Source organism: Stenotrophomonas panacihumi, assembly GCF_001431645.1.
Lineage (GTDB): Bacteria > Pseudomonadota > Gammaproteobacteria > Xanthomonadales > Xanthomonadaceae > Stenotrophomonas_A > Stenotrophomonas_A panacihumi.
Window position 1 is genome coordinate 12,308 of record NZ_LLXU01000087.1, and the last position, 22,532, is coordinate 34,839.

The window sequence follows — 22,532 nt, forward strand, 5'->3', positions numbered from 1 at the left end:
TTCCATGCTGCACAAGAAGATCGGCGTTCCGCTCGTCCGCAACGTGTTCGAGCGCTGCCTTGCCTACCTGAAGAAGCACAACCCGCATTCGGCGCGCACGCTGCCCGAAGGCGCGCGCGCACCGGTGTTCCTGCTGCATACCGGCGCCTCGCTCAAGGGGGGTGCGATCGACCACATCAAGCCGTGGCTTTCGCTGTTCGAGCATGCCGGCCACGAGTTCATCGTGGTGGCGCGGATGATGGACGTGTACGAGCAGCTGTGCCTGGATTACCCGCAGCTGCAGGTCTGCCTGGTCAAGGATTCGGCGGACGTCGACAAGCTGATCGCCGCCTACCCGTCGCTGCGCGGCTTCTACTACGTCGCCAACACCGCCAACAACAACCTGTTCCTGCGCTGCAGTGGCGGCCGCCACGTGTTCCTCGGCCATGGCGACAGCGACAAGAGCTCGAGCATGAACCGCGGCTTCAAGGCCTACGATGAGGTCTACGTGGCCGGACAGGCGCACATCGACCGCTTCGCCCGCGCCGACTTCGATACCAGCGGCCTGCGTTTCCGCATCATCGGCCGCCCCGATGCCGGCATCCTGCTCGACGCCGCCGATGCGGCCACCGCCGCGCCGCCGCAACGCATCGTCTACATCCCGACCTGGGAAGGCTATGTCGCCGAGCAGGACTATTCCTCGCTGGCGCTGGCGCCGGAGCTGCTGCGCGCCGCGCATGCCCAGGGTGGGCTGCCCATCGTGTCCAAACTGCACCCGCTGACCGGCGCGGCCCGGCCTGCCCTGCTCGACATCGACCAGCGCATCGTCGCGCGCGCGGGGCTGCCGGCGGGAGCACTGACCTTCCTGGAGCGCCACGGCAAGCTCACCGACCTGCTCGCCCCGGACGCGGTCTTCATCTGCGATATCTCCGCCACGGTTTCCGAGTGCCTGGCGCTGGACCGGCCGCTGTTCGTCTACGTGCCGAAGGATCGCCCGATCCGCGTGGTCAGCAGCCACATGAGCCACGCCGACTACGCCTACACCTTCGCCACGGCCGACGAACTCGCCGCGCAGCTGGCGCGCGTGCTCGGCGGCGACGACCCGCTGGCCGGCGCGCGCCGGCGGGCGCGCGAGTACTTCATCAGCCCCTCGGCCACCCGCGCCAACGCCTTCGGGCGCGAGCTGCAGCGCGTGGCCGATGGCGCCTGGAACGAAGCCCCACCGGCCCCTGGCGAGGAAGCGTATTGCCCGGCCTGCCATTCGACCGCGGTGGACGCCGAGACGGTGGCCTGCGCGATCCCCGGCATGGAGCAGCTCGCCTTCCGTTTCCTGACCTGCCGCGCGTGTGGCTTCGTCAGTAATCCCGACAACCGCCATGACTATCGCGCCGAGGGCTTCGACGGCCCGAGTACCCCGGGCGAAAGCGCGCGCACCGGCGATGGCCTGCGCCCGCGCCGCGAATACCGCATGGCCGGCATGGCCGCCGACCTCCTGGCCCGCTACGCGCCCGACCGCAGTGGCGAACTGCTGGTCTACGGCGCCGGCCTGTCACGCGACCACGTGCTGATCGCGCGCGACCTGCCGTTCCGGCGCGTCGCCCTGTGCGACATGGCCAACTTCCAGCAGGTCGAGGACTTCGTCCCGCACGACGCGCGCGGGCAGGCCTTCGACGTGGTGATCGCTTCGGAAGTGATCGAACACTTCGTGGACCTGGAGACGGATTTCGCCCACCTGTTCTCGAAGGTTCGCCACGACGGCGTGGTCGTGGCCAGCACCAACCTCGCCGACGGCGCGCCATTGGAACGGTTGAGCTACCCCTTCAGCCTGGGCCACACGGCGTATCACTCGGGGCGCTCGCTCCAGGCCGTATGCCGCCGCTTCGGCATGCGCGTGGATTTCCGCACGCCGGCCAACGCCACGCGGGGCGCCGGGCCGCGCAAGCGTTACGTGCTGTTCTACCGCGACCCGCGCATGGGCGAGGCGATTTCCCAGTATTTCGCCGACCATCACCTGGCGCCGTCCGAGTGAACCACGCCGTGCCCGCGCTGCGGCCATCCATGCCGGTCGCCGCCCGCGCGAGCGGTCCGGTGCGCGTGCTGGTGTTCCCGTCCGGCACCGAGGTCGGGCAGGAAATCGGCCGGGCGCTGGAGCGCTCGCTGCATGTGCAGCTGCACGGCGCCAGCAGCCGCGACGACCATGGCGCGCTGGCCTTCGCGCGGCATGCCCGCCTTCCGTCGCTGGACGCACCGGACTTCGACGCGCGTTTCCAGGCGCTGCTCGCCGAATGGCGCATCGAGCTGGTGTTCGCGACCCACGACAGCGTGCAGGACCACCTGGCGCCGCGCATCGCGTCGTGGGGCGCGGTATTGGCCAACGGTGATCCGGAAGCCTGCCGCATCGCGCGCAGCAAGCGCGCCACCCTGGATACCTTCGCCCATACCGGCTGGACACCACGCCGCCACGACGACCCGGCGGCGGTTACGCAATGGCCCGTGGCGGTGAAGCCGGATGCGGGACAGGGCGGCCAGGGTTTCGCGCGCGCCGAGGATGCCGCGACGCTGGCGCAGGCCATGGCCGCGGTGGCGCAACCGCTCGTCACCGAATACCTGCCGGGCGAAGAGATCAGCGTCGACTGCTTCAGCGACCGCCATCGTCGCCTGCTGTACGTGGGCCCCCGCAGCCGCGAGCGCGTGGTCGGCGGCATCGCGATGCGTTCGCGGCCGCTGCCGGCGGACGCCACCGTCAGCGCGATCGCCGAGGCGATCAACGCGCGGCTGGTCCTGCGCGGGCCGTGGTTCCTGCAACTGCGGCGCGACGCGCAAGGACGCTGGAAACTGCTGGAGTTCAGCTGCCGGCTGTCGACCGGCTCGACGGTGGCGCGCGCAGCGGGCGTCAACTTGCCGCTGCTGGCGGTGCAGGATTTCCTCGAACGTGACGTGCGGATTCTCGCCGAGCCGCGCCTGCATGTGCTGGAACGCCGGCTCGAACACCATGCCGTGCTCGATTACGCCTTCGACACCTGCTATTTCGACCTGGACGACACCGTCTTCTGCAACGGCATCGCCAACCCGGCGGCCATGCGCCTGGCCTACCGGCTGCTGGAACTCGGCAAGCGCCTCGTCCTGCTGACCCGCCATCCCGGCGACATCGCGCGGACGCTGGCTGCCGCGCGCATCGCGCCGGGGTTGTTCGACGACATCGTGCATCTGCGACAGGGCGAACCCAAATCCTCGGCGATCCGCGCGCCGGCGCTGTTCATCGACAACCACTTCCCGGAACGCCTGGAAGTCTCCCGCCACCACGGCATCCCCGTCTTCGACGTCGATGCGCTCGATCTGCTGTACCGATGACTTCCACCTTGCCTGTTTCCCTGCCCTTGGACGGCCCGCTGGTCAGCGTGGTCATGCCGGCCTTCAAGCCGGTGTTCCTCAAGGCCGCGCTGGCCAGCGTGGCCGCGCAGCACTACCGCGCGATCGAACTGGTGGTCTGCGACGACCACCCCGGCGATGCGGTGCGCGACCTCGTGGAAGCGTTCGCCGCGACGGTCCCGTTCCCCGTCCGCTACTACGCCAACCCCGAGCGCCTGCGCGAATCACGCAATGGCGCGCGCTGCGTCTCGCTGGCCCGCGGCCAGTTCATCAAGTTCCTTTATGACGACGACGTGTTGCACCCGGACTGCATCGCGGCGCAGGCCGCGGTGCTGCGTGCCCATCCGGATGTCGCGCTGGTGACCTCGCGACGCCGCCGCATCGACGCGCGCGGCAAGACGCTGCCCGACACCCTGCACACCGCACCGATCTTCCCCGCCGACACGCGCCTGGAAGGCCGCGCGCTGGTGCGTTTCCTCGGCCAGCATCCGCACAACTTCATCGGCGAGCCGAGCGCGGTGATGTGCCGGCGCACCGACCTGGCCGCCTTCGGCGAGCGCCTGATGGACCTGGACGGGCAACCGATCCAGTGGTTCGGCGACCTGGCGATGTACACCAAGCTGCTGCAGCACGGCGATTTGGCTTACCTGGCCGCGCCGCTCAGCGACTTCCGCGTCTCCACCGCGCAATTCAGCCAGTTCGGCCGCGAGCGGCCGGGCATCGGCGAACGTGGCCTGGACGACTTCCAGCGCTCGCTGCGCACCCTGGGCTGGAGTGACGACGACGGCGAGGCGCGCGTGACCGTCGCGCCGCTGGATGGCACGACCGCGGCGATCGATTTCGACCTGCTGTCGGCACTGGCGCACGCCGAGGACCGCGCGCGGGTGCGCGGCCAGCTTATCCAATGGCAGCGGCAACGCCGGCTGTTGCCCGCGCAACAGCCGCTGGCCGAGGCCTATCTCGACGCGCACGGCCGCCCGTCGCTGTCGATCCTGCTCGATGCGCGCGACGCCGACGCCGCCACCCTCGCCGCCAGCCTCGACAGCCTGGCTTTCCATATCGACGGCTACGCCCCGCTGCAGGTCTGGCTATGGGGCGTGGAGGTGCTGCCCCCCGGCACCGCCGGCTGGATCAAGCCCTGGCCCTGCGGAGGGTCGCTCGCCGATGCCTTGAATGCCCTGCTGGTGCGCGCCGACGCCGGCGACTGGCTCCTGCACGCCACGGCCGGCGACGTGTTCTGCACCGGGGCGATGCAACGCCTGCCGCTGGCACTGGCCGAAGCGCCGCCGCTGCGCGCCCTGTTCGCCGACGAATGGCATCGCGGTGGCGGCTTCAATCCGCCCTCGCCGGTGCTGCGTCCGGATTTCGACCCGGACCTGCTGCTCGGCCATCCGGCGGCGATGGCGCGGCATTGGCTGTTCGCCCGCGCCGCGCTGCTGCCATTGGGCGGTTTCGACCCGACCTGGGCGGGCGACGCCACGGCCCTGGCCCTGGACATGATCCTGCGCCTGGCCGAACACGGCAGCGGCGATCTCGCCCACCTGCCCGAGCCGCTGCTCTACACCGATCCCGTCCCGAACGACGACGCCCTGCAGGGGGCGGTAATCACCGCGCACCTGCACCGTCGCGGTCATGCGCAGGCCCGCGTGGAGTGCGTAGGGCCCGGGCTGTTCCGGCCCGCCTACGGCCACGCGAGTACCCCGAAGGTATCGATCGTGCTGATCGCCGATGCGCACGTGCCGCTTGCGCTGCTGCAGCGTTGCCTGCTCAGCCTGCTCGAAAAGACCACCTACACGGCCTACGAAGTGCTGCTGGTCGGCAATGGCGCCGACGCGGCGGCCGCGCAGTGGATGCAGCAACTCTCGACCATCGGCGATGCGCGCCTGCGCCTGTTCGCCCTGGATGACGCCCTCGCCCACGCCGCCGCGGCCAACCTCGCCGCCAGCCAGGCCAGCGGCGAGCAGCTGCTCTTCCTGCGCGCCGATGCCGCCATCGTGCAGCCGCACTGGCTGGACACCCTGCTGGAACACGGCTTGCGCCCGGAAGTGGGTATCACCGGCGCACGTACCGTGTCGGCGGAAGGCCGCGTGACCCAGGCCGGGCTGCTGGCGGGCCTGGCCGATGGGACGATCGGTGCGTTCGCCGGCGAGGCCATCGATGCCCCCGGCTACCTCGGCCGGCTGCGCGTCGCGCACGGCACGGCGGCGGTGTCCGATCGCTGCCTGCTGATCGAGCGGGCACTGTTCGAACAACTCGACGGCTTCGATGCCGACACCTTCCCGGGCGCTGGCGCCGACGTCGACCTGTGCCTGCGCGCCAGCGGCCATGGCTACCGCGTGGTCTGCGCGCCTGACGCGCTGCTGTTGCATGCCGATGTCCCGACCCTGCCGGCGCAGGCGCGCGAGGCATTGCTGGATCGCTGGCTGCCGCGCATCGCCCAGGACCCGGGCTACCACCCGGCGCTGCGGCTGGATGTGCCGGGCGGCTTCCGCCTCGGCGAATCGGCCTACTCCTGGCAGCCGCTGCCGCATCGCCCGCAACCCCGCGTGCTCGCCCATCCCGCCGACGCGCAGGGCAGCGGCCAGTACCGCGTGCTGTACCCGCTGGCTGCCCTGCAGGAAGCGGGCAGCGCCGAAGGCCTCGCGCACGCCACCCTGCTCGACATCGTCGAGCAGTCGCGCATCGATCCGGACGTGGTGATCCTGCAGCGCCGCGTGGGCGAGGCCGACCTCGACCGCATCGCCGCGATGCCGCGCCACTCGCGTGCGCTGAAGGTCTACGAACTGGACGACTACCTGCTCGACTTGCCGGCGCGCAGCGTGCATCGCGCGCATTTGCCCGCGGACATCCGGCGCAGCCTGCCGCGGGCCTTGAGCCTGGCGGATCGCCTCGTGGTCTCGACCCCGGCGCTGGCCGAGGCCTTGGGCGGGCTGCATCCGGATATCCGCGTCGCGTACAACCGCCTTCCGCCCAACCCATGGAGCCGCTTGCCGCCACCGCGCCGCAACGCCGGCCCGCGTCCACGCGTCGGCTGGGCCGGCGGCATCAGCCATACCGGCGACCTGGAGATGATCGCCGAGGTGGTGCGCACGCTGGCCGACGAGGTCGATTGGGTCTTCATGGGCCTGTGCCCGCCGGCGCTGCAACCCCATGTGCGCGAGTTCCATCCCGGCACCGAGATCGCGCACTACGCCCGCGCACTGGCCCGCCTGCACCTGGACCTGGCCATCGCCCCGCTGGAAGACAACCGCTTCAACGCCTGCAAGAGCAACCTGCGGCTGCTCGAATACGGCGCCTGCGCGGTACCGGTCGTGGCCAGCGACATCGAGCCGTATCGCGGCGCGCTGCCGGTCACCCGGGTGCGCAACCGCCACCAGGACTGGGTGGCGGCGATCCGCGAGCAGCTGGCCGACGCCGATGCCCGCGCCGCGGCGGGGGATGCGCTGCGCGAGGCCGTGCACCGGGACTGGATGCTGGCCGGCGAAGGATTGGACGACTGGCGGGCGGCCTGGCTGCCGTAGCCACTTGGCCAGCGGCGGGGATCCCAACCCCGCCATTCCGGCCCCCGCCGGAAAACCGACACCGCTTTGGCACACGCATTGCATCGTGAACGGCGACCGTCGTCCTGGCCGTTCCCATGAGCGATTCCATCACCTCCATCCTGTCGCAGATCCGCAGCTACCAGAGCCAGATGGGCTCGGCTGCGCTGGGCCCGGCCGCCGATGTCGGCCAGTCCACCGCGATCCAGGGCCTGGCCGGCAGCGAAGCGGCCAGCGGCACCCAGGGCGCCAGCTTCAGCGAAACCCTGCGCGGCGCCCTGTCCGGCGTCAACGAAGCGCAGCAGAAGTCCGGCGCGCTCGCCAAGGCCTTCGAAATGGGCGACCCCAGCGCCGACCTCGCGCGCGTCATGGTCGCCTCGCAGCAGTCACAGATCGCCTTCCGCGCCACCGTGGAAGTCCGCAACCGTCTCGTCCAGGCCTACCAGGACGTGATGAACATGCCGTTGTAAGGGTTGATACCGGATGGCACTCGCACTCACCAAGGACAGTTTCGCCCAGGGCGCCGACAAGGCCGGCGGCTGGTTCGACCGCATCCAGAGCCTGCAGATCACGCGCCGCCTCGGCCTGATGACGATGATCGCCATCGCCGTGGCCGCCGGCCTGGCCGTGTTCTTCTGGTCGCAGCAGCCCGGCTACACCGCGCTGTACACCGGCCTGGACGAGAAGGCCACCGCCGAGGCCACCGACCTGCTGCGCGCGGCCAACATCCCCTTCAAGCTCGACCCGGCCACCGGCGGCATCACCGTGCCGGAAGCCAACCTGCACGATGCCCGCCTCAAGCTCGCCGGCTCCGGCCTCACCGACAGCGGCCGCCTGGGCTTCGAGCTGATGGAACGCGACCCGGGCTTCGGCGTCAGCCAGTTCGTCGAGAACGCCCGCTACCAGCACGCGCTGGAAACCGAGCTGGTGCGCACCATCACCACGCTGCGCCCGGTGCGCGACGCCCGCGTGCACCTGGCCATCCCCAAGCCCAGCGCCTTCACCCGCCAGCGCGAAGTCGCCAGCGCCTCGGTGGTGCTGGAACTGCGCGGTGGCCAGAGCCTGGAGCGCAACCAGGTGGACGCCATCGTGCACCTGGTCGCCTCCTCGATCCCGGACCTGGCGCCGGAGCGCGTCACCGTGGTCGACCAGAGCGGCCGCATGCTCACCATCGCCGACCCGAACAGCGACGCGGCGCTCAACGCCGCCCAGTTCGACCAGGTGCGCCGCCAGGAAAGCGCCTACAACCAGCGCATCCGCGAACTGCTGGAGCCGCTGACCGGCGCCGGCCGCGTCAACCCGGAAGTCAGCGTGGACATGGACTTCTCGGTGGTGGAGGAAGCGCGCGAGCTGTTCAACGGCGAACCGCCGAAGCTGCGCAGCGAGCAGGTCAGCGAGAACAGCACCAGCGCCGCCGGCCCGCAGGGCGTGCCCGGCGCGACCAGCAACACCCCGCCGGGCGCCACCAACCCGGGCCAGCCGGCCCCGCCGGCGGCCGCCCCGGGCGCGAACGGCGCCGCGCCGAATGTGGCCAACGCGCAGCAAGCCGTGGCCGCCACGCCCACCGAGAACGCCAAGAGCGCCACCCGCAACTACGAACTCGACCGCACCCTGCAGCACACCCGCCAGCCGGCCGGCCGCATCAAGCGCGTCAGCGTGGCGGTGCTGGTGGACCACGTGCCGCGCCCGGACGCCAAGGGCAAGGTCACCGAGCAGGCGCTCAGCGCGGCCGAGCTGACCAAGGTCGAATCGCTGGTCAAGCAGGCGGTGGGCTTCGACGCCGAACGCGGCGACACCGTGTCGGTGATGAACGCCCCGTTCGTGCGCGAGAAGCCCGAGGCCGACGCCGGCCCCAAGTGGTGGGAAGACCCGCGCGTGCGCGACGGCGCGCGCCTGCTGCTCGGCGCCATCGTGGTGCTGGCCCTGCTGTTCGGCGTGCTGCGCCCGGCGCTGCGCTCGATCACCGGCCCGGCCCCGGCCGGGCGCCGCAGGAAGGACGAGCCGGGCACCCCGCAGAACGCGGACGTGCGCATGCTCGACGACGAAGATTCGCTGCTGCCGGGCCTGGAAGAGGACACCGCGCAGCTGGGCATCGACCGCAAGCCGGCCATCGCCCTGCCCTCCGACGCCTACGAAGACCGCCTGCGCCAGGCGCGCGAGGCGGTGAAGGCCGATTCCAAGCGTGTCGCGCAGGTCGTGAAGGGATGGGTCGCCAGTGAAGCCTGACATGCCCGCGCTCAATGGCGTCCAGCGCGCCGCCGTGCTGCTGCTCTCGCTCGGCGAGGCGGACGCGGCCGAAGTGCTCAAGCACATGGACCCCAAGGAGGTGCAGAAGATCGGCATCGCCATGGCGACCATGAGCGGCGTGAGCCGCGAGCAGGTCGAGAAGGTCATGGACGAATTCAACGGCGAACTCGCCGGCAAGACCTCGCTGGGCGTGGGCGCCGACGACTACATCCGCAACGTGCTGATCCAGGCGCTGGGCGCGGAGAAGGCCTCCGGCCTGATCGACCGCATCCTGCTCGGCCGCAACACCACCGGCCTGGACACGCTCAAGTGGATGGACCCGCGCGCCGTGGCCGACCTGGTGCGCAACGAACACCCGCAGATCATCGCCATCGTGATGGCGCACCTAGACAGCGACCAGGCGGCCGAGGCGCTGAAGAACCTGCCCGAGCGCACCCGCGCCGACGTGCTGCTGCGCATCGCCACGCTGGACGGCATCCCGCCCAACGCGCTGAGCGAGCTCAACGAGATCATGGAGCGCCAGTTCGCCGGCAACCAGAACCTGAAGTCATCCAGCCTGGGTGGCGTGAAGTGCGCGGCCAACATCCTCAACTTCCTCGATACCGGGCAGGACCAGGGCGTGCTGCAGGCGATCGGCAAGGTCGATTCGGAGCTGGCGAGCAAGATCCAGGACCAGATGTTCGTGTTCGACAACCTGATCGAGCTGGAAGACCGCGAGATCCAGACCCTGCTGCGCGAAGTGTCCGGCGAGAAGCTGGGCCTGGCGCTGCGCGGCGCCGACGTGAAGGTGCGCGAGAAGATCACCCGCAACATGTCCCAGCGCGCCGCCGAAATCCTGCTCGAGGACATGGAAGCCCGTGGCCCGGTGCGCCTGTCCGACGTGGAAGCGGCGCAGAAGGAAATCCTCACCATCGTGCGCCGCCTGGCTGACGAAGGCACCCTCGTGCTCGGCGGCGGCGGCTCGGAGGCGATGGTATGAGCGCGATCCTCGGCGAGGACGTGGTGCGCTGGCTGGCCCCGTCGCTGGACGTGGTCACCGCCGACGCCGTGCACGCGCCGGTCGAAGAGGCCCCGCCCCCGCCCAAGCCGCCGACGTTGCAGGAAATCCAGGCCATCCAGGAAGCCGCGCGCCAGGAAGGCCTGGAGCGTGGGCACGCCGAAGGCTTCGCCCAGGGCCAGGCCGAGGTGCGCCGGCTCACCGCGCAGATCGAAGGCATCCTCGACAATTTCAGCCGCCCGCTGGCCCGTTTGGAGAATGAAGTGGTCGGCGCGCTCGGCGAGCTGGCCGTGCGCATCGCCGGCAGCCTGGTCGGCCGTGCCTACGAGGCCGACCCGGTGCTGCTCTCCGACCTAGTCAGCGAAGCGGTCGATGCCGTCGGCGGCAGCAGCCGCGACGTGGAAGTGCGCCTGCACCCGGACGACATCGCCGCCCTCACCCCGCTGCTGTCGCTGATGTCGGGCACACGCCTCACCGCCGACACCGGCCTGAGCCGCGGCGACCTGCGCGTACACGCCGAGAGCGTGCGCATCGACGGCACCCTGGAAGCGCGCCTGCGGGCAGCGCTGGAAACGGTGATGCGCAAGGCGGGGGCTGGCCTGTGAACGCGCAACTGCTACCCACCGCCCTGCCCGCCGAATGGAACGCCGCGCGCGACCTGCGCCTGGCCACCCGGCTCGGCGCACTCGGGCTGGACCCGGCCAACGGCCGTGGCCTGATCCGCGAAGGCATCCTGCGCCGCGCCGTCGGCCTGACGCTGGAAGCGGTCGGCTGCGAAGCCCCGATGGGCGCGACCTGCAAGGTCGAAGTCGTCGATGGCGGCTGGGTCGATGCCGAAGTCGTCGGCTTCGCCGGCGAACGTACCTACCTGATGCCCAGCGCCGAACTGCATGGCCTGCTGCCGAACGCGCGCGTGGTTCCCTCGCGCCGCCGCGGCGGCGTGGAAGTCGGCGAAGGCCTGCTCGGCCGCGTCATCGACAGCGACGGCGTGCCGCTGGACGGCAAGGGCCCGATCCGCGGCGAAGGCAGCACCTCCATGGCCGGCGTGTCGATCAACCCGCTGGCCCGCGAACCCATCACCACCCCGCTGGACGTGGGCGTGCGCGCGATCAACGCGCTGCTGCCGATCGGCCGCGGCCAGCGCGTGGGCCTGTTCGCCGGTTCCGGCGTCGGCAAGTCCACGCTGCTGGGCATGATGACGCGCTACACCGCGGCGGACGTGATCGTCGTCGGCCTGATCGGCGAACGCGGCCGCGAAGTGCGCGATTTCGTCGAGACCACCCTGGGCGAGGAAGGCCTGCGCCGCGCCGTGGTCGTCGCCAGCCCGGCCGACCGGCCGCCGCTGGCGCGCCTGCATGGCGCCTACCGCGCCACCGCGATTGCCGAATGGTTCCGCGACCAGGGCCTGAACGTCCTGCTGCTGATGGATTCGCTGACCCGCTTCGCGCAGGCGCAGCGCGAGATCGGCCTATCAGTGGGCGAGCCGCCGACGACCCGCGGTTATCCGCCGAGCGTGTTCGCCAAGCTGCCGGCGCTGGTGGAACGCGCCGGCAACGGCGCCGCCGGGCGTGGCTCGATCACCGCCTTCTACACCGTGCTCACCGAGGGCGACGATCCGCAAGACCCGATCGCCGATGCCGCGCGCGCCATCCTCGACGGCCACATCCTGCTCTCGCGCCGCGTCGCCGACAGCGGCCTGTACCCGGCCATCGACGTGGAATCGTCGGTCAGCCGCGTGGTGCAGGACATCGCCGACGAACCGTGGCGCCTGCGCATCCGCAAGCTCAAGCGGCTGGTGTCGGCGTACTCGTCCAACCGCGACCTGATCGCCATCGGCGCCTACCAGCGCGGCAACGACCCGGTCACCGACGAGGCGCTGGAGCGCTGGCCGCAGATCCTCGAATTCCTCGGCCAGGACGTCACCAAGGCCGCCGACCTGCCGCACAGCCAGGCCGCGCTCAAGCGGCTGGTCGAGACGGAGGCCGCGCATGCGTAAGCCGTCGCTTTCCTGTTTTTCCCGCGGCCGCCGCCGGGCGGCCGCTCCGATCCCCACAGGCAATGAACCATGATGCAATCCCGCCGGATCGACCCGTTGCTGCGTCGCGCCCAGGAACACGAGGACGAAGTCGCCCGTGACCTGGCCGAGCGCCAGCGCAACCTGGACACGCACGTCTCCCGCCTGGAGGAGCTGCGCCGCTATGCCGAGGAGTACGCCGGCAGCCAGATGGCCGCCACCAGCCCGGCGCAGCTGACCAACCGCCGCGCCTTCCTCGACCGCCTGGACAGCGCGGTGGAGCAGCAGATGCGCACCGTCGACCAGAACCGCGCCCGCGTGGAAGCCGAACGCGCGCGCCTGCTGCTGGCCAGCCGCGAGAAGCAGGTGCTCGAACAGCTGGCCGCCAGCTACCGCGCGCAGGAGCGCCAGGTGGTGGAACGCCGCGACCAGCGCGACATGGACGACCTCGGCGCGCGCCGCGCGCGCCAGGACCAGCAGGCCGCCGAGCCGGGGGACGACGCTTGAACCCGTTGTCGATCCTCAACACCGCCGCCCGCGCTTCCGGCCTGAAGGACGAGGGCTTCGTCTCGCGCGACGATGCCGCGCAGGACGACACCGGCGCGCAGCGCAGCAGCTTTGCCAGCATGCTCAACAACCCCGCGCAGCAGCAGGCGAACTCGACGCAGCAAGCCTCGCGCAGCCAGCCCGCCAAACGCGAGACCGCCAAGCCGCGGCAGGACGACGACAGCCAGAAGCACGATGACGACGGCACGCGCGCGCAGGGCCAGGACGAGCGCCAGGCCCGTGCCCAGCGCAGCGAGGCGGGCAGCCGCAAGGACAGCCCGCAGCGCCCGCAGAACGACGCCGCTGAAAGCGCCGAACAGAGCACCGCAAGCGCCGAAGCCGGCGAGAAGACCGAATCCACCGGCAGCGAGCCGGGCACCTGGCCGCCGCCGGGCCTGGGCGGCTTTGGCCTGATGCTGCTGCAACCGACCGCCACGACGGCCACGCCGGATGCCGCGGCGCTGGGCGGCACCGCCGCCAACCCGCTGCTGGCCGGGCAGCCGCAGGCCGATGCCGCCGCCGCGATGCCCAATGCCCTGCCGGCCGGCGCCATCGCCCTGCCCGGCCTGGCCGGCGCGGCCAACGCCGCGACCGCCGCCACGGCGGCCAGCGCCGACGATGCCGCTGCCCTGGCCGCGCTCGCCGCCGCCACGCTGGCGGCTGGCGGCGCCAGCGCCGCGGGCAGCGACGGCGATTCGCCCGCCATCGATACCCCGACCTTCGTGCTGCCGACCCTGCCGCACACGACCACGGCCGGCGCCCGCGTGCAGGACACCCCCGCGGTGTTCAGCGCCAGCCCGACCCCGACGCCGGATCTCAATGGCGACGGCTTCGACGACGCCGTCGGCACGCGCCTGACCTGGCTGGCCGAGCAGAAGATCGGCCATGCGCATATCAAGATCACTCCGAACGACCTGGGGCCGGTCGAGGTGCGCCTGCAGATGGACGGCGACAAGGTCCACGCCAGCTTTACCGCCAGCCATGTCGAGACCCGGCAGGCGCTGGAACAGAGCCTGCCGCGCCTGCGCGACATGCTCGGCGAGCACGGCTTCCAGCTGGCGCATGCCGATGTGGGCGCCCAGCAGCAGGGCCAGCGCAACGACGGCTCCGCCTCGTCCAGCGGCTTCGATGGCCTGGCCGATGGCGCGAGCGAGGACACCGCCAGCGTGGTGGTGCCGGCCTCGGTGTTGAGGGCGCGCGGCCTGCTGGACGCGTACGCCTGACCCTGGGGCGTCCTGAAGCCGGGTGGCCTCGCCGCCCTCCTTCAGGAGCGGCCTGCGCCGCGACCTGGCCCGCCTGGAGACCCCATCGACGGAAACCTGTCGCGGCTGAGGCCGCGCCGACAGGGATTCCCCGACACCGGCACGCCGATGTCCCCGACCGCGCGGCCCGACCCGCCGGAAAACCGCCACCCCGCCAATGGCACGCGCGTTGCATCTGCATGGGCAGCCCGTTTCATTGGAGTTTCCCGTGGCAGCAGCCGCCGACAAGAACAAGAAAGCCGAAGCCAAGGAAAAGAAGGCCGGCAAGCCCATCGTGCTGATCGCCGGCGTGGCCGTGGTGGCCGCCGCGGCCGCCGGTGGCGGTGCCTGGTACTTCGCCGGCCACGACAAGGCCGGGAAGGCCGAAGCCGCCAAGGCCGCCCCCGCCACCAAGGCGCTCCCGGCGCCGGCGCAGTACTTCGCCATGGAGCCGCCGTTCGTGGTCAACCTCAACGGCCCGGTGGACGGCCCGCGCTACCTGCAGGTCGAGGTCCAGCTGATGACCCGCGACCCGATCGCGCTGAAGAACCTCGAAGCCAACGCGCCGGCGATCCGCGCGCGCCTGCTGATGCTGTTCTCGCAGGTGCTGCCGGCCGAGATCGCCGACCGCGCCGGCAAGGAAAAGCTGCAGGCCACCTCGCTGGCCGAGGTGCAGAAGCTCATGCAGGCCGAGACCGGCAGCAAGAGCGCCGACGAACTGCTGTTCACCAGCTTCGTGACCCAGTAAGGCCACGCCGATGAGCGTCAACGACCTGCTTTCCCAGGACGAGATCGATGCCCTGCTGCACGGCGTGGATTCCGGCGCCGTCGATACCGCGCCGGCCGCCGCCGCGCCGGGCGAGGCGCGCAATTACGACCTCGCCAGCCAGGACCGCATCATCCGCGGCCGCATGCCGACGCTGGAGATGGTCAACGAGCGCTTCGCGCGCCTGTGGCGCATCGGCCTGTTCAACCTGATCCGGCGCTCGGCCGATTTGTCCGTGCGCGGCATCGACCTGGTCAAGTTCAACGAGTACATGCACTCGCTGTACGTGCCGACCAACCTGAACCTGATCCGCTTCAAGCCGCTGCGCGGCACCGGGCTGATCGTGTTCGAGCCGACGCTGGTGTTCACCGTGGTGGACAATTTCTTCGGCGGCGACGGCCGTTACCCGACGCGCATCGAAGGCCGCGAATTCACCGCCACCGAGATGCGGGTGATCCAGCTGCTGCTCAAGCAGACCTTCGCCGACCTCAAGGAAGCCTGGGCGCCGGTGATGGACGTGGACTTCGAGTACATCAACTCGGAGATCAACCCGCACTTCGCCAACATCGTCACCCCGCGCGAATACGTGGTGGTGTGCCGGTTCCATGTCGAGCTGGAAGGCGGCGGCGGCGAGATCCACGTCACCCTGCCGTACTCGATGCTCGAGCCGATCCGCGAACTGCTCGACGCCGGCATCCAGAGCGACCGCAACGACCGCGACGAAAGCTGGAACGTGATGCTGCGCGAGCAGCTCAACGTGGCCGAGGTCACGCTCTCCAGCGTGCTGGCCTCCAAGCGCGTGAGCCTGCGCCAGCTCACCAACCTGAAGGTCGGCGACGTGCTGCCGATCGAGCTGCCGTCCCAGGTGCCGCTGTGCGTGGAGAACATCCCGCTGTTCACCGGCGAATTCGGCGTCGCCAACGGCAAGAACGCCATCAAGATCACCGCCGTGCAACCGCCCGGCACCCCGACTTTGCGCAAAGCGCAGGACCTGCTGCCATGATGACCGAAGAAGAAATCGCCCAGGCCGCCCAGTTCGAACAGCTGCTGGCCGAGGAACAGAACGCCACCGCCGACCTCAACCTGGACGTCATCCTCGACGTGCCGGTGACGCTGTCGCTGGAAGTGGGCCGCGCGCGCCTGCCGATCCGCAACCTGCTGCAGCTCAACCAGGGCTCGGTGGTGGAACTGGAGCGCGGCGCCGGCGAACCGCTGGACGTCTACGTCAACGGCACCCTCATCGCGCACGGCGAGGTGGTGGTGATCAACGACCGCTTCGGCATCCGCCTGACCGACGTGGTCAGCCCGAGCGAGCGCATCCGGAGACTGCGTTGAACACAGTGGCGCACGCGCTGCTGGCGGTCGGCCAGGCGGCCGCGCCGGTGGCCCGGCAGGCCAGCGAGGTCGGCAACCATGCGCCGAGCTCGCCGGGCCTGTTCGGCGCGGTGTTCGCGCTGCTGCTGGTGCTGGGGCTGATCGTCGGCCTGGGCTGGCTGCTCAAGCGCATGCCCGGCAGCGGGTTCCGCCCCGCCGCCGGCCTGAAGCTGGTCGCCAGCCTGCCCCTCGGCGCCAAGGAGCGCGTGGTGGTGGTGGAAGTGGGTGGCCAGCAGTTGCTGCTCGGCGTGACCGCCGGCGGCATCAATGCCCTGCACAGCCTCGACGCCCCGCTGCCGTCCCCGCCGCCGCCGAGCCTGCCCGACCTGAAGAAACTGCCCGATTTCGCCCAGCTGCTCGCCCAGAAGCTGCGCAAGGACCGATGAACATGTTGCCGTTCCGTACCACCCGCGCGCTGCGCCTGCTGCTGATCCTGCTGCTAGCCGTGTGCCCGGCCTTCGCCTTTGCCGCGCCGGCGGCCGCGCCGGTCAACATCGAAGCCGCTGCTGCCCCGGCTGCTGCCCCGGTGGGCGGCAGCAGCCAGCTGCCGGCGCTGCCGAACGTCACCGTGGGCCGCATCGGCGAGCAGCCGGTGAGCCTGCCGCTGCAGACCCTGCTGCTGATGACGGCGATCACCCTGCTGCCGTCGATGCTACTGGTGCTCACCGCCTTCACCCGCATCACCATCGTGCTGGGCCTGCTGCGCCAGGCGCTGGGCACCGGCCAGACGCCGTCCAACCAGATCCTGGTGGGCCTGGCGATGTTCCTCACCGCGCTGGTGATGATGCCGGTGTGGGAAAAGATGTGGAGCAGCGGCCTGCAGCCGTACCTCAACAACCAGATCGACTTCCAGACCGCCTGGACGCTCACCACCCAGCCGCTGCGCGCCTTCATGCTGGCCCAGGTCCGCGAGACCGACCTGATGACCTTCGCGGGCATGGCCGGCGACGGCAAGTACGCCGGCCCGGACGCCGTGCCCTTCCCGGTGCTGGTGGCCTCGTTCGTGACCAGCGAGCTGAAGACCGCGTTCGAGATCGGCTTCCTGATTTTCATCCCGTTCGTCATCATCGACCTGGTGGTGGCCAGCGTGCTGATGTCGATGGGCATGATGATGCTCTCCCCGATGCTGGTGTCGGCGCCGTTCAAGATCCTGCTGTTCGTGCTGGTGGACGGCTGGGTGCTGGTGGTGGGCACGCTGGCGGCGAGCTTCAACGCGGTTTGAGCGATTGATGCAGTTGCGCGCTTGAAGGGGCAATTGCGGTGTGCAAGATTCGCCGCATGAAAGTCCTCAAGAGTCCACTTGCCAAGAAGGTGCTCGCCGACCCGAACGGGTTGGCGCAGCTACGCCGCTTCCTCGCCTCCGATGACACGCGGCAGGATGCCGCGCCGGTGGTGATCGAGATCAGGGATGAGACCACGCAGCGCACCCTCCGCCTGACGCCGGTCTACGTCCCCCGCGCCTCCTGATCCGGCCAAGCGCGTGAATATCGCGCTGCCGGCCCTGGTCGTCTTCCTCGTCCTGCTGCCAGGCTTCATATGCCGCTCGCAGGTCAAGCTGGCGGAGCGGGACAAACTCGACTACTCGCCTTTCGGCACGGTCGTGGCTGAAGGGGTGCTCTGGTCCGTGTTGATGCATGCGCTCTGGCTCGGCGCCTGCGCGCTCGCCGGACGACATCTCGACCTGCGCATCCTGCTCGGATTGCTGTCCTCCGCCCCCGCGGTCCAAGCCGAAGCCATTGCACAGGCGCACGCCCAGGTGGGTCAGATCGCCTGCTATCTCGTCTCGCAGCTCCTGGCCGCCGCATGGCTCACGCCCCTCGTGCGCCGGCTCATCATCCATTGGCACCTGGATCAGAGCGATTCGCCTGTCGCATGGCTGTTCCGGTTCCGCCGCGCCCCCTGGTACTACCTGCTCAGCGGCGCTGATTTCACAGGCGACGAGGTGCCCGACCTGATCTCCATCGCGGCGGTCGTGGAAGTTGCCGGCGAGCCGGTGCTGTACGTCGGCTCGTTGGTGGACTACTACTGCGACGCCGAGGGCAAGCTGGACCGGCTGGTGCTGGAAGCCGTCCAGCGACGCGCCCTCGCGAAGGATCGGCGCACGGCACGCGTGCGCGTCCATGACATCGCCGGCGATTACTTCGTCCTGCGCTATGAACAGATCATGTCGCTGAACGTCCGCTACGTACGACTGGCGGGCACCTTGCCGCGCAGCGATGCCGGGATCCTGGCCTGAAGCCTTCGGCGCGACGTCCCGCCGTCGCGGCCGACTGGCACCGCCCTTGCATCGTCCCGGGCATGAGTCCCGAAATCGCCCTGACCGAACTGCGCGGCGGACTGGTCACCGTCCTCTGGCTGGCCGGCCCCATCCTGTTGGCCGTACTGGTCGTTGGCGTCGTGATTGGCGTCATCCAGGCCGCCACGCAGATCAACGAGCCCACCATCGCCTTCATCGCCAAGGCCGTGGCGCTGACCGCCGTGCTGTTCGCCACCGGCAGCATGCTGCTGGCGCACCTGGTCGAGTACACGACCATGCTGTTCCAGCGCATCCCCCACCTCATCGGATAGCCACGCCGTGGATGCCGCCACCCAGATGGTGATCGACGGCCAGCGCGCATTCGCGATGATCGGCGCGGTGCTGTGGACGATGCTGCGCATCGGCGCGGTGTTGACCGCCATGCCACTGGTCGGCACCAAGGCCGTGCCCAAGCGCATCCGCGTGACCATCGCCGGCACCCTGGCCATGGCGCTGGCGCCGATCCTGCCGCCGGTGCCGGCGTGGAATGGCTTCGATGCGGCCGTGGTGCTCACGGTGGCGCGCGAGCTGGCCATCGGCGTGAGCATCGGCTTCATGCTCAAGCTGGTGTTCGAGGCCGGCGCGCTGGCCGGCGAAATCGTCTCCCAGAGCACCGGCCTGTCGTTCGCGCAGATGTCCGACCCGCTGCGCGGCGTCACCTCCGGCGTGGTCGCGCAGTGGTTCTACCTGGCGTTCGGCCTGCTGTTCTTCGTCGCCAATGGCCACCTGGCGCTGATCGCGCTGATCGTGGACAGCTACAAGGCCATTCCGATCGGCGCCGCCCTGCCCGATGCGCACGCCTTCGCCGAAGTGGCACCGACGTTCTTCCTGCAGGTGCTGCGCGGCGGGCTCACCCTGGCCCTGCCGATGGTCGTGGCGATGCTGGCGGTGAACCTGGCCTTCGGCGCGCTGGCCAAGGCCGCGCCGGCGCTCAATCCGATCCAGCTCGGCCTGCCGGTCTCGGTATTGCTCGGGCTGGTGCTGCTGGCCACGCTGGCCAACGAAATGGGGCCGCCGGTGCAACGCCTGTTCGATACGGCCTTCGACGCCGCGCGCCAACTCACGCCCTGAGCCCGGATGGCCGCCCTACAGTTCCGGGCACGGCGGCCGATATCCATGGCGGACGATTCCCGGGGAGGGGATTCGCCGTTTCCGGGGAGTTTTCGCAGTCACGTGGCCACCTCGCCGCACCCGTTCACCCGACGCACCACGGCCGTGATCCGCGCTGTGCGCTGGGCATGCGCGCTGGCCTGTCTGCTGACGCTGCCGGCAGTGGCGCAGAACTACAGCTTCCGCGCGTATGCGCAGGCCGAGGGCCTGCAAGGCTTGTCGGTCAGCACGCTCTACGAGGACCGCCAGGGCGTGCTGTGGGCCGGCACCGAACTGGGCCTGCATCGCTACGAACGCGAACGCTTCCACCTGGTCAGCGACGAAGCGGGCATCAGCAGCCTGTACGTGCGCGCGATCACCGAGGACAGCGCCGGGCGCCTGTGGGTCGGCACGTCCAACGGCCTGTACGTGCGCCGCGCGACACGCTTTGAAAGCGTGCAGTGGCAGGGCCGCCCGCTGCAGCTGGACAACGGCAACACGCTGGTGGCGCAGGAAGACGGCGTGGTCGTGGTCAGCCACCACCAGCTGCTGCGGATCACGCCCGGCGAGGGGGGCTGGCAGGTGCGACCGATCCCGTTGCGCTGGGAGGGCCATGCCCTGCCGCCGGTGGGCGAGGCGCTGATGGCCGAAGGCGAACTGCTGTGGGTGGCGTGCGGCACGCAGCTGTGCCGCGTGGACATCAACGGCCGCATCACGCCGTTCGGCGCCGCGCAGGGGCTGCCCGCCGAACGCCTGCAGGCGATCCTGCGCGCCCGCGACGGCACCTTGTGGGTGCGCGGCGGCGACCACGTGCTGTCGTTGCCGCCGGGGCGCAACCGCTTCATCGACCACCCCGCCCCGTCCGGCGGCAGCTTCACCATGCTCTCCGGCGCGACCAACCTGGCGATGGATCCGCGCGGCCGCGTGGTGACGCGCGCCAACGGCGGGCTGGTGCGCTGGGAAGGCGACCACTGGCGGCTGTTCTCGCGCAGCCAGGGCGTGGACATCACCCCGCTGGTGGGGCCGATCCTGGTGCAGCGCGACGGCCGCTTCTGGATCGGCACGCGCGGGCTGGGCGTGCAGCGCTGGCTGGCCTATGACCGCATCGAACACTGGGACGAGAACCAGGGCCTGGCCGCCGCGCCGACCTGGTCGATCCTGCGTTCGCCGCAGGGCGAACTGCTGGTCGGCGGCGATGCCGGCAGCAACGTGCTGGACGCGCCATCCCGGCGCATGCGCCCCTGGAACCTCGCCGATGGCCGGCCGCTGCAGCAGACCATCAGCATGGCCAACGCCGCCGATGGCGCGGTCTGGCTGGGCCGTTCTTCCGGCGCCATCGCGCGCCGCGACCCGCTCGATGGCAGCACGCGCGACATCGCCGAAGTGCCGGCCGGCGTGCGCGTGGTGCTGTTCGATGGCGAGGGCGTGTTGTGGATCGTCACCGGCCGCGGCGTCTACTCGCTTGCGCCGGGCAGCACGCACCCGGTGCGCGAGCGCGAACTGCCGGTGAGTTCGTTCGACGACGCCCACCTGGATGACGCCGGCCGCCTGTGGATGGTCTCCAGCGCCGGCCTGTACCGCCGCGTGGACGGCCACTGGCGCCGCGTGGAAGTCACCGGCGCGCTGCCGAGCCAGGACTTCTCGCGCATGTCCATCGCCCCGGACGGCGGCATCTGGCTGTCGCTCAACGACGCCGGCCTGTGGCATGGCCGCATGGACGAAGCCCGCAACCGCCTCACGGTGGAACGGGTGGACGACCCGCTGGTGTCGCGGATCATGCCCTTCATCCTGCGCCACGACAGCCGCGGCTGGCTGTGGCTGGGCAGCAGCCAGGGCCTGGACCTGCTGCGCGACGGGCACTGGATCCGCGTCACCCAGGCCGAAGGGCTGCTGTGGGATGACACGTCGGCCAACGCCTTCTTCGAGGACCGCGACGGCGCGGTGTGGATCGGCTCCAGCCGCGGCCTGAGCCGCATCTTCGACCCGGCCGCGCTGTTCGCGCCGCGCCCGCTGAAGCTCGAGTTGTCGCGCATCCGCCGCGGCGAGCAGCCGGTGCTGCCGGGCGCCTCGCTGTTGTGGTCCGAGCAGCCGCTGGACATCGACCTCTCCACGCCGGGCGCGGCGGGCGGCAGCGACCGCATCGTGTTCCGCTACCGCATCAACGACCCGACCGGCCCGTGGATCACCACCGTGCAGGACCACCTGGTCTACCCGATCCTGGCGCCGGGCCACTACGAACTGGAAGTGCAGGCCGAAGACCTGCGGCAGCGCCAGCTGAGCAACCCGGTGCGAATGGCCTTCGAGGTCCTGCCGCCGTGGTGGCGCAGCCCGCTGGCGATCCTGTTTTACGTGCTGCTCGCCTTCGCCGCGGTGCTGGGCCTGCTGCGCTGGCGCGTGAGCCGCCTGCTCGCCCGCGAGCGCGAGCTGGAGCGGCTGGTGGACGAACGCACCCAGGAACTGCAGCGCGAGAAACAGGAACTGGAAACCGCGCGCGCCAGCCTGGCGATCAAGGCCACCCACGACGAACTGACCGGCCTGCTCAACCGCGCCGGCATCCTCGAGGCGATGGCGGTGTGCGTGGCACAGGCGCGGCGCGATGGCGAGGCGCTGGCCGTGGTGCTGATCGACCTGGATTACTTCAAGCAGATCAACGACGTCTACGGCCACCTCGCCGGCGACGCGGTGCTGGCGCGGGTCGGCCGCCGGCTCGACGCCTGCCTGCGTGGCAGCGACCAGGTCGGCCGCTATGGCGGCGAAGAGTTGCTGGCGGTGATGCCGGGCCTGTCGCCGCACGCGCACGGCCGGCTGCGCACCCTCCACGACGCGATCTGCGGCACGCCCTACGCGGTGGAAGACGCGGTGCTGGAAGTGACCTGCTCGATCGGCGTGGCCTGGTACCGCGAAGGCGAGACGGTCGGCCAGCTGCTGGCGCGGGCCGACGCGGCGCTCTACCGGGCCAAGCACGGCGGGCGCAACCGCATCGAGATCGACGAACCCCTCCCCGGCGGCAGTGAGACCGGGCTGGCCGACTGGACCTCCGCCACCACGCCCTGACCCGCCCGGCACGCCCCTTGC

Annotated in this window: 20 protein-coding genes; all 20 read left to right on the forward strand. The window is 70.6% G+C overall.

Features of this window, described 5'->3' with window-relative positions; translation table 11 throughout:
• Positions 1 to 4 precede the first annotated feature (4 nt).
• A complete protein-coding gene (locus tag ARC20_RS11155; protein ID WP_057647092.1) occupies positions 5 to 2,008 on the forward strand; it encodes a methyltransferase domain-containing protein in 2,004 nt (667 codons plus the stop codon).
• Positions 2,005 to 3,330, forward strand: coding sequence for an ATP-grasp domain-containing protein (locus ARC20_RS11160; protein ID WP_202595442.1), 1,326 nt, complete (start codon positions 2,005 to 2,007; stop codon positions 3,328 to 3,330). Before ARC20_RS11155 ends, ARC20_RS11160 begins: the two co-directional genes overlap by 4 nt.
• Positions 3,327 to 6,869: a glycosyltransferase gene (locus tag ARC20_RS11165; RefSeq protein WP_237642569.1), complete on the forward strand. Its 3,543-nt coding sequence runs from the start codon at positions 3,327 to 3,329 to the stop codon at positions 6,867 to 6,869. The genes ARC20_RS11160 and ARC20_RS11165 overlap by 4 nt, the downstream gene beginning before the upstream one ends.
• Before the next feature lie 116 nt (positions 6,870 to 6,985).
• A complete protein-coding gene (gene fliE / locus ARC20_RS11170) occupies positions 6,986 to 7,357 on the forward strand; it encodes a flagellar hook-basal body complex protein FliE (protein ID WP_057647095.1) in 372 nt (123 codons plus the stop codon).
• Between the two features lie 13 nt (positions 7,358 to 7,370).
• A complete protein-coding gene (gene fliF / locus ARC20_RS11175; RefSeq protein ID WP_057647096.1) occupies positions 7,371 to 9,113 on the forward strand; it encodes a flagellar basal-body MS-ring/collar protein FliF in 1,743 nt (580 codons plus the stop codon).
• 1 nt (position 9,114) lies between these two features.
• Entirely contained in the window at positions 9,115 to 10,113 is a 999-nt protein-coding gene (gene fliG, locus ARC20_RS11180; RefSeq protein ID WP_057647098.1) for a flagellar motor switch protein FliG, read from the forward strand.
• The gene (locus ARC20_RS11185) at positions 10,110 to 10,736 is read left to right on the forward strand and encodes a FliH/SctL family protein (protein ID WP_057647099.1); all 627 of its coding nucleotides are present in this window, start codon (positions 10,110 to 10,112) and stop codon (positions 10,734 to 10,736) included. Before fliG ends, ARC20_RS11185 begins: the two co-directional genes overlap by 4 nt.
• Positions 10,733 to 12,127, forward strand: a complete 1,395-nt coding sequence (gene fliI, locus ARC20_RS11190) for a flagellar protein export ATPase FliI (RefSeq protein ID WP_181360155.1) — start codon at positions 10,733 to 10,735, stop codon at positions 12,125 to 12,127. The genes ARC20_RS11185 and fliI overlap by 4 nt, the downstream gene beginning before the upstream one ends.
• 69 nt (positions 12,128 to 12,196) lie before the next feature.
• Entirely contained in the window at positions 12,197 to 12,652 is a 456-nt protein-coding gene (gene fliJ / locus ARC20_RS11195) for a flagellar export protein FliJ (protein WP_057647101.1), read from the forward strand.
• Positions 12,649 to 13,914: a flagellar hook-length control protein FliK gene (locus ARC20_RS11200; protein WP_146165863.1), complete on the forward strand. Its 1,266-nt coding sequence runs from the start codon at positions 12,649 to 12,651 to the stop codon at positions 13,912 to 13,914. The genes fliJ and ARC20_RS11200 overlap by 4 nt, the downstream gene beginning before the upstream one ends.
• Before the next feature lie 196 nt (positions 13,915 to 14,110).
• Entirely contained in the window at positions 14,111 to 14,680 is a 570-nt protein-coding gene (locus ARC20_RS11205) for a flagellar basal body-associated FliL family protein (RefSeq protein ID WP_057647106.1), read from the forward strand.
• A gap of 10 nt (positions 14,681 to 14,690) precedes the next feature.
• A complete protein-coding gene (fliM, locus tag ARC20_RS11210; protein ID WP_057647107.1) occupies positions 14,691 to 15,701 on the forward strand; it encodes a flagellar motor switch protein FliM in 1,011 nt (336 codons plus the stop codon).
• Positions 15,698 to 16,033, forward strand: coding sequence for a flagellar motor switch protein FliN (gene fliN, locus ARC20_RS11215; RefSeq protein ID WP_425478510.1), 336 nt, complete (start codon positions 15,698 to 15,700; stop codon positions 16,031 to 16,033). Before fliM ends, fliN begins: the two co-directional genes overlap by 4 nt.
• Positions 16,034 to 16,050: 17 nt before the next feature.
• A complete protein-coding gene (gene fliO, locus ARC20_RS11220; RefSeq protein WP_081418160.1) occupies positions 16,051 to 16,458 on the forward strand; it encodes a flagellar biosynthetic protein FliO in 408 nt (135 codons plus the stop codon).
• A 2-nt stretch (positions 16,459 to 16,460) separates the two neighbouring features.
• Complete coding sequence (fliP, locus tag ARC20_RS11225; RefSeq protein ID WP_057647155.1) at positions 16,461 to 17,294, forward strand: flagellar type III secretion system pore protein FliP; 834 nt, start codon at positions 16,461 to 16,463, stop codon at positions 17,292 to 17,294.
• A gap of 56 nt (positions 17,295 to 17,350) precedes the next feature.
• Complete coding sequence (locus ARC20_RS11230) at positions 17,351 to 17,539, forward strand: hypothetical protein (protein ID WP_057647114.1); 189 nt, start codon at positions 17,351 to 17,353, stop codon at positions 17,537 to 17,539.
• 13 nt (positions 17,540 to 17,552) lie between these two features.
• Positions 17,553 to 18,308 (forward strand): hypothetical protein, encoded by a 756-nt coding sequence (locus ARC20_RS11235; RefSeq protein ID WP_057647117.1) that lies wholly within the window; start codon positions 17,553 to 17,555, stop codon positions 18,306 to 18,308.
• Between the two features lie 62 nt (positions 18,309 to 18,370).
• Positions 18,371 to 18,640: a flagellar biosynthetic protein FliQ gene (locus ARC20_RS11240; protein ID WP_057647119.1), complete on the forward strand. Its 270-nt coding sequence runs from the start codon at positions 18,371 to 18,373 to the stop codon at positions 18,638 to 18,640.
• 7 nt (positions 18,641 to 18,647) lie between these two features.
• Positions 18,648 to 19,439 carry a flagellar biosynthetic protein FliR gene (fliR, locus tag ARC20_RS11245; protein ID WP_057647121.1) on the forward strand — a complete coding sequence of 264 codons (792 nt, stop codon included), beginning with the start codon at positions 18,648 to 18,650 and terminating at the stop codon, positions 19,437 to 19,439.
• Between the two features lie 144 nt (positions 19,440 to 19,583).
• Positions 19,584 to 22,511, forward strand: coding sequence for a ligand-binding sensor domain-containing diguanylate cyclase (locus ARC20_RS11250; RefSeq protein WP_057647157.1), 2,928 nt, complete (start codon positions 19,584 to 19,586; stop codon positions 22,509 to 22,511).
• Positions 22,512 to 22,532 lie beyond the last annotated feature (21 nt).